This is a genomic window from Mesorhizobium sp. PL10 (assembly GCF_053714315.1).
This window is the reverse complement of sequence record NZ_JBSKBR010000002.1, coordinates 356197-368229: the sequence shown is the minus strand read 5'-3', so window position 1 is coordinate 368229 and position 12033 is coordinate 356197. Positions and strand designations below refer to the sequence as shown.

The window sequence follows — 12033 nt, the reverse complement described above, 5'->3', positions numbered from 1 at the left end:
ACACAGAGATGCGCAGACGCCGAAGCGCAGTCGCTCCGCCGTCTGGACGTCAGAGCAGAGGGTCGATGATGGCCGATATTTCCTCAATCGACATCGCACCTTTGTAGGTCTTTCCGTTGATGAAGAAGGTCGGCGTCGAGTCGACCTTGAATTCATCGGCGCCGCGCTTCTGGACCGATCTCACATCGTCCAGAAGTTTCTGGTCCGTCAAGCAGGCCTCGAAGGACTCCTGTGTAAAACCGGCGAGTTTGGAGATCTGCAGCAGGGCGTCCTTGGTGTTGTTGACGCCGACCCAGTTGGGCTGCTGCTTGAACAGCACGTCGACCATCGGGAAATAATTGTCCTTTGAGCAGCGCGCCAGCATGAAACCGGCCTCGGCGCTCGGATCGAACGGGAATTCGCGCAGGATGTAGCGGGCCTTGCCGGTGTCGATGTATTTGGTCTTCAACTCAGGGAAGGTGGTTGCGGCGAAATGCGCGCAATGCGGGCAAGTCATCGAGGCATATTCGACGATGGTGACCTTGGCGTCGTCCTTGCCGAGCTGCTTGTCGGGCAGAGCGCCGGGCTTCAGCAGCTGAGCCATGTCGACGTCGCCACTCGATTCCGGCACCTTTGCCGCGGCAGGCGTGGCAGGCGTCGATGCAGGGGCGGCCGGCGCCGCGGGCTTTACGTCCGCAGCCTTGGCGTCCTCGTCGGAATCGCTGCATGCGGCGAGCAGTGCCACTGCCGGAATGGCTGCCAGCGACGACAGGAGGTTTCTGCGGGACAAGCTACGGTTCATGCGAATCACCTGACTATGGTTGGATTTTGCAATGCAAAGGCTAGAAAAGGCGAGAGTTGGCGGGAATTAAGGCATCGCCGTCCCCATTCCAATCGGCTAACTCTACATGCATCATCACGAATGCGCGAGATTGGTGACGGGTTCATGACCGGCCGATTATCGTGGCCGCTTGCGCTCGCCAAGAATAGTGGCGCCCAGCCGCTCCAGCGAAGCGCGCAAGCCGTCATCCTCGATCTTGCCGACCGTATCGGACAATTTGGCCTTCTCGACAGGCGTCAACGGCCTGGGAGCCGGTTTGGGCCGAGCCTTCTCTGACAGCACCGGCTTCTGCACGATCCTGATGCGGCCGATTGCGTTGAAGCCCAGGAAGGCGTTGACCCGGTTGATGATTTCGCCGGTCTCGTGCTGCAGATGAAGCGCGGCCATGCCTTCGCAGGCGATGACCAGCGTCGCCGGCTCGAACGGGTCGTCCTCATGCATGCGGCGCGGCCACTGGATTTTTTCCGGGCGCGAATGGCCGGCGAGCCTGGGGCCGGCGATCTCTTCCCACGACTGCACCAGGCCGATCGAAATGCCCGCCCGCTTGCGCAGCACGGGATCGAGAATCTGGGTCGCGAGATCGCTCACCGGAACGGGATTGCCGTAGGGCGTTCTCCCTGCCATGTACGTTCTCCAGCCACGCTCCTCACCAGCCCAGACCTTACCAACCAAGAGCCAGCCCGCGATCAATGGCACTGCACGAACAGACCCGCAAGGCCGCATCCCAGGACAGCAGCAAAGCCGCGTCCGGAGACATCGCTCTCCGCCTGCTCGGCTGGTACGACGCGCACCACCGCGAACTGCCATGGCGGATCACGCCGCGCGCGGCTGTGGGCGGCGCGCTGCCGGATCCCTACCGCATCTGGCTGTCGGAAGTGATGCTGCAGCAGACCACGGTCGAAGCGGTAAAATCGTATTTTCGCGCTTTCGTCGAGAGCTGGCCCAATGTGGAAGCGCTTGCCGCGGCACCGACCGAGGATGTCATGAAGGCCTGGGCCGGGCTCGGCTATTACTCGCGGGCGCGCAACCTCAAGGCCTGCGCCGATCTCGTCGCGGGGCAAGGTGGGCGATTTCCGGATAACGAAACGGGATTGAGGGAATTGCCGGGGATCGGCGCCTATACGGCGGCGGCGATCGCGGCAATCGCCTTCGACCGCCCGGCGGCGGTCGTCGACGGCAATGTCGAACGCGTCATATCGCGACTCTATTCGATCGCTGCGCCGCTCAGCGAGGCAAAACCCGAAATCCGCGCGCTGGTCGAAAGGCTCGTGCCGCGGACAAGGCCGGGCGACTTCGCCCAGGCGATGATGGACCTCGGCGCCACGATCTGCACGCCAAAGCGGCCGCGGTGCATGCTGTGTCCGTTGCGCGAAGATTGCAGCGCCATCCTGTCCGGCGATCCCGAGCGCTTTCCGGTGCGCTTGCCGAAGGCCGACAAGCCGCTGAGGCGCGGCGCTGCCTTCGTTGCCGAGCGCAGCGACGGCGCCATCATGTTGCGCAAACGGCCGGACAAAGGCCTGCTCGGCGGCATGACCGAAGTGCCGACCACCGGCTGGACCGCACGGATCGACGGCGCGACGACTGCGGACGCGGCGCCCTTCCCCGCCGACTGGCGGCGTGCCGGTGAGATCGCGCATGTCTTCACCCATTTCGCGCTCGAACTCGAAGTCTTTCACGCTCACATCGGAAGTGATGCTCCTGATGGGTATTTCTGGTCGCTGGCCCATGACATTTCCGGGGAAGCGTTGCCGACTGTCATGAAAAAGGTCATCGAAGCGGCGATACCGGGAGCGACCAAAAAGAAGCTCGCCTCGAAAGGATAGAAATGACTGAAATCCGCCACATCGTGTTCGACATCGGCCGCGTGCTGATCCACTACGATCCGAACATTCCGTTCAGCCGCCTGATCCCGGATGCCGAGGAGCGCAAGTGGTTCTTCGACAATGTCTGCACGCATGACTGGAACATCGAGCAGGACCGTGGCCGGACGTGGGAAGAGGCGGAAGCGCTGCTGATCGCCGAGCACCCCGATCACGCTGAAAACATTCGCAATTTCCGCCGCTACTGGCACGAGATGGTGCCGCATGCCTATGAGGACAGCGTTGCCATCATGCTCGGCCTGATCGAAAGCGGCCACGACGTGACCATGCTGACCAATTTCGCCGGCGACACGCTAGCCGAGGCCCGGCAGCGTTTCGACTTTCTCAGTCGCCCGCGCGGCGTCACCGTCTCGGCCGATATCCATGAGATCAAGCCCGACCGTGCCATCTACGACCATCACGTCGCCGCGTTCGGCCTCGATCCATCCGCGACGCTGTTCATCGACGACAGCCCCAGGAATGTCGATGGCGCCAAGGCAGCCGGCTGGCAGGCAGTGCTGTTCACGGATGCAAAAACGCTCAAGGCGGACCTTGAGCGTTTTGGGATCGCAGTCTGAGACAATCGGGAAGCGGCCGATCAGGCCCCTGCCCGCTCCATGCCGAGGCGGGCGATGCGGCGCAGTTCGTCGATCGGGGTCAGGCCGCCGCTGCGCTCATAGTGCCAGAAGGTCCAGCCATTGCAGGCGTCCAGCCCCTGCACCTCGGCGCCGATCTTGTGGATGGAACCCGCGCTGTCGCCGATCGCCACCGTGCCGTCGGCGCGCACCTTGGCCGCCCAGCGCTTCTTTGAGTCGTAAAGCGTGGCGCCTGGGGTCATCAGCCCGGTGTCGATGAGGCTGACAAAGGCGACGCGCGGCTCCGCGCGCTTGCCGGTGAGCACGGTCAAATCAGCGCCTTCCAGCGGCCGCACGGCGTCGATGCGCTCATTGGCGGCGTCGATATAGGCCTGCTCGCGCTCGATGCCGACAAAATGGCGGCCGAGCCGCTTGGCGACGGCACCGGTGGTGCCGGAACCGAAGAACGGGTCGAGCACGATGTCGCCCGGCTTGGTCGAGGCCATCATGATGCGGGCAAGCAGCGCTTCCGGCTTCTGCGTCGGATGCAGCTTGTCGCCATTGTCGTTCTTCAGCCGCTCGCCGCCGGTGCAGATCGGAAACAGCCAGTCGGAACGCATCTGGATGTCGTCGTTCGACGCCTTCATCGCTTCGTAGTTGAAGGTATAGCCCTTGCCCTTCTGGTCGCGCGAGGCCCAGATCATGGTCTCATGCGCGTTCTGGAAGCGGCGGCCACGGAAGTTCGGCATCGGATTGGTCTTGCGCCAGACGACATCGTTGAGGATCCAGAAGCCGAGATCCTGCATCTTGGCGCCGACCCGGAAGATGTTGTGGTAGGAGCCGATAACCCAGATGGTGCCATTGGGCTTCAGAACGCGGCGCGCCGCCAAAAGCCAGGCGCGGGTAAAGGCGTCGTAGGCCTCGAAGCTCTCGAACTGGTCCCAGTCGTCGTCGACGGCATCGACCTTGGACTGGTCGGGCCGGTGCAGGTCGCCATCGAGCTGCAGATTGTAGGGCGGATCGGCGAAGATGACGTCGATGGACTTTTCCGGCAGCCGGTCAAGTGCGGCAACGCAGTCGCCCTTGAGAATCGTGTCCAGCCATTCGGATTGCTGGGGGGCGTGGGAGAGGTCGTCGAGAAGACGCACGGCAGACATGTTTACACCCAAGGCACGCGTTACTGTTTACTCCCCGTTATGGTTACCGATCAGCGTAAATATTCCGTGAAGGGAAGGACCGGACCGATGGTATCGGCCTCGTTCATTTGCGCGAGCCGGCCTGTTGGTGTATGCCGCGCGGCTCAAGCCCTGCCGGGCTTGCCCCTCCTTCCCCTGTTCCGGATTGCCATGCCCCAGCCAGATCTTGTCATCTTCGATTGCGACGGCGTGCTCGTCGATTCCGAAATCATCGCCGCCCGCGTCGAGGCCGAATTGCTGACACTCGCCGGCTTCGAAATATCGGCCGAGGAGATGGCCGAAACCTATGCCGGGCTGACCTTCAAGGACATCATGATGCGGGTCGAGGAGAAATCCGCGATCCCGTTCCAGGCCTCGATGATCGACCGCGCCGAAGAGCTGGTCGACCGCAAATTGCGCAGCGACGTGCGCGCCATCGACGGCGTGCGCGAAGCGGTGGCCTCGGTGACGGCGCCGCGCTGCGTCTGCTCCAACTCGCGCTCCGAGCGGATCGAGTTCATGCTGGAGAAAGTGGGCCTGCTGCCGTTCTTCGCCGGCCGGATCTTTTCAGCGCTGGAGATACCGAGCAAGAAGACCAAGCCCGCCCCTGACGTGTTCCTGGTCGCGGCGGAGAAACTCAATGCCGATCCGGCAAACACCTTCGTCATCGAAGATTCCGTGCATGGCGTCGCCGGCGCCAGGGCTGCCGGCATGCGCGTGATCGGCTTCACCGGAGCCGCGCACAGCTATCCCGGCCATGCCGATGCGCTGACGGAGGCCGGCGCCGAAACGGTCATCCGTCGCTGGGCCGAACTGAAAAGCGTGATTGCCGCTCTGTCGGAGTGGTCGGACGCCTGAGTCAACTCAGTCCTTGGCTTTGGCCGACCTGGCTCGCGCCGGTTTTTTCCTTGCTCTGTTATAGGCAATCGCGGCGCGGACGAGCGCTTTCAGGGCATGCGCATCGATCTCCTCGCCCTCGGACACATCGATGGCGCGCCACACCTTGCCGTTCAGCCCGTTGTTGAACAGCCCGTCTGGATCCGGCAGGCTGGCGCCGTGGGAAAAGGTCAGCTTCACCTTCTCCTTATGGGCGTTGCCGACGGCGATCATGCCGTCGCACGACCATACCGGGCTTCCCATCCACTTCCACTCCTCGATGATTTCAGGATCCGCGTCGAGGATAGTCTTGCGCAGGCTGGCGAGCGTTTTGCCCCGCCAATCGTCCAGTTCGCGGATTCTGGCGTCTATCCGCTCGGAGGGTGAAGGTCCTGCCTCCGATTTGTTGGCACCGCTGGTCTTCATGGTGTCCTCCGCTCACATCTTCTCGCCGGGCAATTTACTGGCCTGCTTCACCCAGCTGACAAACCTGGCTTCGTCGATCTCTTCGCCTTCATGAATGTCGAGATAGCGCACTTCCTTCTGTTTCGACCCGCCGGGAGGAATGGGATCCAGCGACATGCCGCGGAAGAAGGCGACTTTGACGTAGTTGGTGAAGCAATGCAGGCTGAGGAACCAGCCGCCGCCCTCGATGCCGTAGAGCGGCGAGTTCCATTTGACGGCCTTGTAGACGCCGGGGAAGGCACGCTCGATGAGCGCGTCGAGGCGGCGCCCAACGTCGCTTTTCCAGCCCGGCATGGCCGCGATATAGGCCTGCACGGGCGCATCCCCAGAGGCCTTCGGGATCTGCGGGTTGCCGCCTGAAAGCAGCGCCGGCTTGGCTGGCGCTGGCTTGGCTGGAGCCGGCTTTGCCGCCTTCGATTGTCTGGTCACCCTGGCCACCGTCCCTACCCCTGCGCGCGCTGCTCGCCACGCGGTCGGGCGACATAGGGCAGCACGAACATATAGAGCCCGCTGAACAGCAGCAGGAAGAGCGGCGGCAACGGCGAATAAACCACCCATGCCGGAGGCTGCCCGAATGCCATTGTGATGAAATTGGCTGCCACGGTCGCCGTAAAGATGATCGACAGCCAACGGTGGGTTTGCCTTATCCACTTGCTCCAGTTCATTGCCACCTCCACCTGAAAACGAGCGCTTACCAGCGCGCCAGCTGGGTGATCTGGATGAGATTGCCGCAGTTGTCGTTGAGCTGGGCAATGGTCGAGCCGGTCACTTCGGTCGGCGCCATGGCAAACGCGCCGCCGCGCCCCTTGATGCGCTCGTAGTCGCCCTTGATGTCGTCGGTGAACAGCATGATCGCGGGCTGCCCCTGTTTGAAGATGGCCTGCTGGTAGGTTTTGGCGGCCGGATTGTCGTTGAGCGCGAGTTGCAGTTCGGTTCCCTCGGGCTCATCGGGTGAGGTTACCGTCAGCCAACGAAAAGGCCCATTGCTGAAGTCGGCCTTCACGGAAAAGCCCAGCACGTCGGTATAGAAGCGCAGTGCGTTGTCCTGGTTGTCCACATAGACGCTGGCCAGCTTGATCTTCATCGATTTTCTCCTTTGTGCTCGGTGACCCGGCGATCGGGGCATGGCGTTGAATTGTGCCGGCAGGCTTCAATCTGGCTTCGCCAGAACCTGCTCCAGCTTGGTGAGGAATTGCTGCCACCCGGCCCGGGCGCCGCCATAGGCCTGCTTCTGATCGGGACGGAAGCCCGACTGCTCGACGCGCAGATGAGTTCCCGTGCTGGTGGGCGTGAGCGTGAACGTCACCACGCTCTTCAGATTGTAGGCCGCATCCTCATGCGCAAAATCCCAGCTGTAGGACAACGTCCTGTTTTGCTCGATGGCCAGCACCTCGCAGTCCAGCACGCCGCCCCAGTCGCCGCGAAGATTGAAGCTGTGGCCGATGACGGGCTTGAAATCGTTCTTCATGAGCCATTCCTCCATCAGATGCGGCTGCGTCAACGCGCGCCAGATCTTCTCCGCCGGCCAGGATATGTCCCGCTCTACGACTACGGTGCGCAGTTCCGGCTTGCTCACTGGTCCATCCTTTTCAGCAGGTGCTCGAGATCATCGAAGCGGCTCTCCCAAAACCCGGCCATCTCGCTGGTCCAGTCGTTGAGGGGAGCGAGCGCGCCGGGCTGCGCGCTGTAATGGGTCTGCCGTCCGGCGTGGCGGTCGAGCACCAGGCCGGCCTGCTTCAGGACGCCGAGATGCTTCGACACCGCCGGCTGCGAGACCCCGGACTGCGCCGTCAGCGCCCCCACCGTCTGCTCACCCTGGCGGCACAGGCGCTCAAAGATGGCCCGCCGGGTCGGATCGGCAAGCGTTCTGAACAGAGTGTCGTGGGCGTCCGGCATCGGGATCAATAACCTGCGAGCTATTGATCGACGTATAACCGCCGAGATATGAATGAGTCAAGTGCCAAGAGGAATCCAAGGCGCAAACGCCACCTGCCTGCAGGCTTATTCCTGCAGGGGCACGACCAGATCGTGTCGATCTTTCAAAGAGTTGACAGCCACCGTCGCAACAGCGACGCCGCCCAGGCACTGCCTAGTTCGTGGCGGGAGCTCGCTTCTTCTTGCCGGACTTCTTGTCCGCCGCTGGCGCGATCTCGTCATAGCCGGCGTAGACCTGGTAGTCCTTGGCGGAAGGCTCAGGCACGACGACATTGGAATCGGTGAAAACGAACTGGGCGGCGGTCGAGGGATCGCTGACCTGGATCTGATAGGGGTGGATCTGCGAATAAAGCACGTCGGTGCCATGCATGACGGCGATGCGGATCGGCATGGTGATTGTGCCGGGGGTGAACATCGGTCCCGGCACGATCTTGCCGGCAACGCCAACCTTCATCGTCAACTGTCCGTTGGCACGGCTGCAATCGCGGCTCACATCGCTAATCGAGGCCTGGTAGATGATCTTGGTCGGATCCTTGTTCGGGTCGACGATGGTGCCATCCGGCGCTGTCTGCGCGGCGGCAGCGGCCTCGGCATCCTGCGGGGTGTCAGCCTTTTTCTTTTTCGACTGCGGCGCACCCTTGGCGTAGGTGTTGAAATAGGCGGTGCCGTCGCGCACCATCACTTTCGGGCAGTAGGCCTGCAACTGGCTGGCGAGCACCTTGGGGTCCTGCGGCGGTATTGGCGCATTCGGGTCGGTCTTCTTGCCCAATCCGAGGTTGAGGATGCCATTGTCGCTCGATTGGCAGCCGGCGGCGGCAAGCATAAAGCCGGTGAGCGCCAGACCCGCGACAAAGCGACGGTTGAACGAATAGAACGCCATGAAACTGCACTTCCCTCTCGCAAAGCTGGTGACCTATAGCAATGGCGCGGCAAAAATGCGACTGAGCCAGCGCAGAAATTAACCACTCTGTGGGAAACGCCAAGCGGCAACGGGTCTGTGACATGCAATATGTGAGTACTCGCGGGGAAGCGCCCGCGCTTGGATTTTCCGACGCGGTTCTGGCCGGACTGGCACGTGACGGCGGGCTCTATGTGCCGCGCGAGTGGCCGCAGTTTTCGGCAGCCGAGATCCGCGCCATGCGCGGCCTGCCCTATGCCGACCTCGCCATCCGCGTGCTGACGCCGTTTCTCGGCGGCGAGATCGCCGCACCCGTTTTCGAACGCCTGGTGCGCGAAGCCTATGCCACCTTCCGCCACCAGACCGTCTGCCCGCTGGTGCAGACCGGCCCTAACACCTTCATCCTCGAACTCTTCCACGGTCCGACGCTGGCTTTCAAGGACGTCGCCATGCAGCTGCTTGCCCGGCTGATGGACCATGTGCTGGCCGAGCGCGGCCAGCGCGCCACGATCGTCGGCGCCACCTCGGGCGACACCGGCGGTGCGGCCATCGACGCCTTTGCCGGCCGCGACCGCACCGATATCTTCGTGCTGTTCCCGCATGGCCGCGTCTCGCCGGTGCAGCAGCGGCAGATGACGACATCGACCGCCGCCAACGTCCAGGCGCTGGCCATCGAAGGCAATTTCGACGATTGCCAGGGGTTGCTGAAGGATATGTTCAACGACCATGCCTTCCGCGATGGAGTGTCGCTGTCGGGCGTCAATTCGATCAACTGGGCCCGCATCATGGCCCAGATCGTCTACTATTTCTCCTCGGCGCTTTCGCTGGGCGCACCCGACCGGCCCATTTCCTTCACCGTGCCGACAGGCAATTTCGGCGACATTTTCGCCGGTTATGCCGCAAAGAAGATGGGCCTGCCGATAGAGCGACTTATCGTCGCCACCAACGACAACGACATATTGGCGCGCACTTTCGCGACCGGCGAATACCGCACCAAAGGTGTGTTTGCGACGACGTCGCCTTCGATGGACATCCAGGTGTCGTCGAATTTCGAGCGGCTGTTGTTCGAGGCCTCCGACCGCAATGCCGAGACGGTGCGGCGCTATATGGCCGGGCTGAAACAGTCCGGCGCCTTCACCATCGAAACGGCTGAAATGGCCAGGATGCGCGCCGAATTCGACGCCGGCCGGGCCGATATGGATGAGGTCGCGGCCACCATCCGCTCGACGCTGGTATCAAGCAATTACCTGCTCGACCCGCATACAGCCGCGGCCGTGCATGTCGCCGCCGGCAAGGCTGACGGCGCAGTGCCGATGGTGGTGCTGGGCACGGCCCACCCGGCCAAGTTCCCGGCGGCTGTCGAAGCCGCCTGCGGCGTGTCGCCGGCCCTGCCTGCATGGCTGGGGTCCTTGATGTCAGCCGACGAAAAATACACGGTACTTCCATCCGACCTGAAAATGGTGGAAGATTACGTGAGCCGCCACTCAAGGGCAGCGCGTTAGGGAGTAATTGCCATATGGGTGTTGAGGTAAGCCGTCTGTCGAACGGCCTGACAGTCGCCACCGAAACCCTTCCAAGCCTCGAATCCGTTGCCCTTGGTGCTTGGGTCAAGTCGGGCGCTCGCAATGAGCGTGACGAAGAGCACGGAATGGCCCATTTGCTCGAGCACATGGCCTTCAAGGGCACGAAAAGGCGTACCGCCTTCGAAATCGCCTCGGAAATCGAGGATGTCGGCGGCGAGATCAACGCCGCCACCAGCGTCGAGACGACATCCTACTATGCCAGGGTGCTGTCCGACGACGTGCCGCTGGCCGTCGATATCCTTGCCGACATCCTGCAGGAGTCCGAATTCGACCCGCAGGAGCTGGAGCGCGAGCAGCATGTGATCCTGCAGGAGATCGGTGCCGCGCACGACACGCCCGACGACATCGTCTTCGACCGTTTCACCGAGACGGCGTTCCGCCACCAGACGATCGGCCGCTCGATCCTCGGCACGCCGGAAACCGTCAAATCCTTCACCTCCAAACAGCTGCACGATTTCATCGAACGCCAATATGGCGCCGAGCGCATGGTGATCGTGGCCGCGGGCGACATCAAGCACGACAATTTCGTGCGCGAGGTGGAAAAGCAGCTCGGCGGCTTCCGCAGCAAGGCCGACAGCACGATGCCGCAATATGCGCAGTATGTCGGCGGCGATTTCCGTGAGGATCGCGACCTGATGGATGCGCAGATCGTGCTCGGCTTCGAAGGCCGCGCCTATCATGTGCGCGATTTCTACGCCTCGCAGGTGCTGTCGATGATCCTCGGCGGCGGCATGTCTTCGCGCCTGTTCCAGGAGGTGCGCGAAAAGCGCGGCCTGTGCTACTCCGTCTATGCCTTCCATTGGGGCTTTTCCGACACCGGCATTTTCGGCGTCCATGCCGCGACCGGGCAGAGCGACATAGCCGAACTGGTGCCGGTCATCATCGACGAATTGCAGAAGGCCGGCGAAAACATCCTACAGGAAGAACTCGACCGGGCGCGCGCGCAATACCGCGCCGGACTGATCATGTCGGCGGAAAGCCCGGCCAGCCGCGCCTCGCAGATCGCCAGGCAGCTGCTTCTGTTCGGCCGGCCGATCGCCAAGGAGGAGTTGATGGAACGGCTGTCGGCGCTGACTATCGAGCGGCTGACCGACCTGTCGTCACGGCTGTTTTCGACCAAGCCGACGCTGACCGCCGTCGGCCCCGTGGGTACGCTCGCGCCCTATGAGGCGATCCTCGATTCGCTTGCGGGCACGCACACCACGGCCCGCAAGCTCGCCGTCTAAGTCCCCTCAAGGCGCGCCCCGTGTTCGCGCTCCCTTTCTTTCGCCGTGACCTGCCGGCACTGAAGGGCGACCGGGTCACGCTGCGCGTGCCCTACACCAACGACTATCGCGAATGGTCGGCGCTGCGCGGCGAAAGCCGCGGCTTCCTCGAACCATGGGAGCCGCGCTGGACGCCCGACGAACTCGACCGCACCGCCTGGCGGCTGCGCATCGGCCGCTACCGCGAAGACTATGCACAGGGAACCGCCATCGCCTTCTTCATCTTCGAGAAGGCGAGCGGCAAGCTTGCCGGCGGCATTACGCTGGGCAACATCCGCCACGGCGTCTCGCAAAGCGGCCATGTCGGCTACTGGATCGGCGAGAGGTTTGGCGGCCGCGGCCTGATGACCGACGCGGTCAAGGTGGTCTGCCGCTTCGCCTTCGATACGCTGAGGTTGCACCGGATCGAAGCTGCCTGTATTCCCGACAACGCCCGGTCGATCCGAGTGCTTGAAAAAGCCGGATTCCGGCGCGAAGGACTTTTGCGATCCTACCTCAGGATCAATGGCATCTGGCAGGACCACTACCTCTACGCCCGGATCGCGGACGATCCGCCGGGCGGCGCTGGAACGAAGGACTGAT

General features: G+C 62.9%; 16 protein-coding genes. 6 read left to right on the top strand and 10 right to left on the bottom strand.

Features of this window, described 5'->3' with window-relative positions; all coding sequences use genetic code 11:
* Positions 1-49: 49 nt before the first annotated feature.
* Positions 50-781 (bottom strand): DsbA family protein, encoded by a 732-nt coding sequence (locus ACWGTO_RS05400; protein WP_454573823.1) that lies wholly within the window; start codon positions 779-781, stop codon positions 50-52.
* Positions 782-937: 156 nt separating this feature from the next.
* Positions 938-1444, bottom strand: a complete 507-nt coding sequence (locus ACWGTO_RS05395) for a DUF721 domain-containing protein (RefSeq protein ID WP_454573822.1) — start codon at positions 1442-1444, stop codon at positions 938-940.
* 65 nt (positions 1445-1509) lie between these two features.
* Between ACWGTO_RS05395 and mutY the strand changes: the two genes are divergently transcribed.
* Positions 1510-2643, top strand: coding sequence for an A/G-specific adenine glycosylase (gene mutY, locus ACWGTO_RS05390; protein ID WP_454573821.1), 1134 nt, complete (start codon positions 1510-1512; stop codon positions 2641-2643).
* 2 nt (positions 2644-2645) lie between these two features.
* Entirely contained in the window at positions 2646-3257 is a 612-nt protein-coding gene (locus tag ACWGTO_RS05385; protein ID WP_454573820.1) for an HAD family hydrolase, read from the top strand.
* 20 nt (positions 3258-3277) lie between these two features.
* On the opposite strand, the gene ACWGTO_RS05380 is transcribed toward ACWGTO_RS05385, so the two are convergent.
* A complete protein-coding gene (locus ACWGTO_RS05380; protein WP_454573819.1) occupies positions 3278-4411 on the bottom strand; it encodes a DNA methyltransferase in 1134 nt (377 codons plus the stop codon).
* A 189-nt stretch (positions 4412-4600) separates the two neighbouring features.
* Here ACWGTO_RS05380 and ACWGTO_RS05375 point away from each other — a divergent pair, with 189 nt between their 5' ends.
* Positions 4601-5287: an HAD family hydrolase gene (locus tag ACWGTO_RS05375; protein ID WP_454573818.1), complete on the top strand. Its 687-nt coding sequence runs from the start codon at positions 4601-4603 to the stop codon at positions 5285-5287.
* Between the two features lie 6 nt (positions 5288-5293).
* Here the strand turns inward: ACWGTO_RS05375 and ACWGTO_RS05370 are convergent, their stop codons facing one another.
* From ACWGTO_RS05370 to ACWGTO_RS05340, 7 genes are all read right to left on the bottom strand, one after another.
* A complete protein-coding gene (locus tag ACWGTO_RS05370) occupies positions 5294-5731 on the bottom strand; it encodes a DUF1801 domain-containing protein (RefSeq protein ID WP_454573817.1) in 438 nt (145 codons plus the stop codon).
* Positions 5732-5743: 12 nt separating this feature from the next.
* Positions 5744-6199 (bottom strand): DUF1801 domain-containing protein, encoded by a 456-nt coding sequence (locus tag ACWGTO_RS05365; RefSeq protein WP_454573816.1) that lies wholly within the window; start codon positions 6197-6199, stop codon positions 5744-5746.
* A 14-nt stretch (positions 6200-6213) separates the two neighbouring features.
* Positions 6214-6435 (bottom strand): hypothetical protein, encoded by a 222-nt coding sequence (locus ACWGTO_RS05360; RefSeq protein WP_454573815.1) that lies wholly within the window; start codon positions 6433-6435, stop codon positions 6214-6216.
* A 26-nt stretch (positions 6436-6461) separates the two neighbouring features.
* The gene (locus tag ACWGTO_RS05355) at positions 6462-6854 is read right to left on the bottom strand and encodes a VOC family protein (protein WP_454573814.1); all 393 of its coding nucleotides are present in this window, start codon (positions 6852-6854) and stop codon (positions 6462-6464) included.
* 66 nt (positions 6855-6920) lie between these two features.
* A complete protein-coding gene (locus ACWGTO_RS05350; protein WP_454573813.1) occupies positions 6921-7346 on the bottom strand; it encodes an SRPBCC family protein in 426 nt (141 codons plus the stop codon).
* Entirely contained in the window at positions 7343-7666 is a 324-nt protein-coding gene (locus ACWGTO_RS05345; RefSeq protein WP_454573812.1) for an ArsR/SmtB family transcription factor, read from the bottom strand. The genes ACWGTO_RS05350 and ACWGTO_RS05345 overlap by 4 nt, the downstream gene beginning before the upstream one ends.
* 193 nt (positions 7667-7859) lie before the next feature.
* Positions 7860-8585 carry a hypothetical protein gene (locus ACWGTO_RS05340; protein WP_454573811.1) on the bottom strand — a complete coding sequence of 242 codons (726 nt, stop codon included), beginning with the start codon at positions 8583-8585 and terminating at the stop codon, positions 7860-7862.
* 122 nt (positions 8586-8707) lie between these two features.
* Here ACWGTO_RS05340 and thrC point away from each other — a divergent pair, with 122 nt between their 5' ends.
* Genes thrC through ACWGTO_RS05325 form a run of 3 tightly spaced genes read left to right on the top strand, consistent with a single transcriptional unit; the run spans position 8708 to position 12032 of the window.
* Positions 8708-10105 (top strand): threonine synthase, encoded by a 1398-nt coding sequence (gene thrC, locus ACWGTO_RS05335; protein ID WP_454573810.1) that lies wholly within the window; start codon positions 8708-8710, stop codon positions 10103-10105.
* Positions 10106-10119: 14 nt separating this feature from the next.
* A complete protein-coding gene (locus ACWGTO_RS05330; RefSeq protein WP_454573809.1) occupies positions 10120-11412 on the top strand; it encodes a M16 family metallopeptidase in 1293 nt (430 codons plus the stop codon).
* A gap of 20 nt (positions 11413-11432) precedes the next feature.
* Complete coding sequence (locus tag ACWGTO_RS05325) at positions 11433-12032, top strand: GNAT family N-acetyltransferase (protein ID WP_454573808.1); 600 nt, start codon at positions 11433-11435, stop codon at positions 12030-12032.
* Position 12033: the final 1 nt, after the last annotated feature.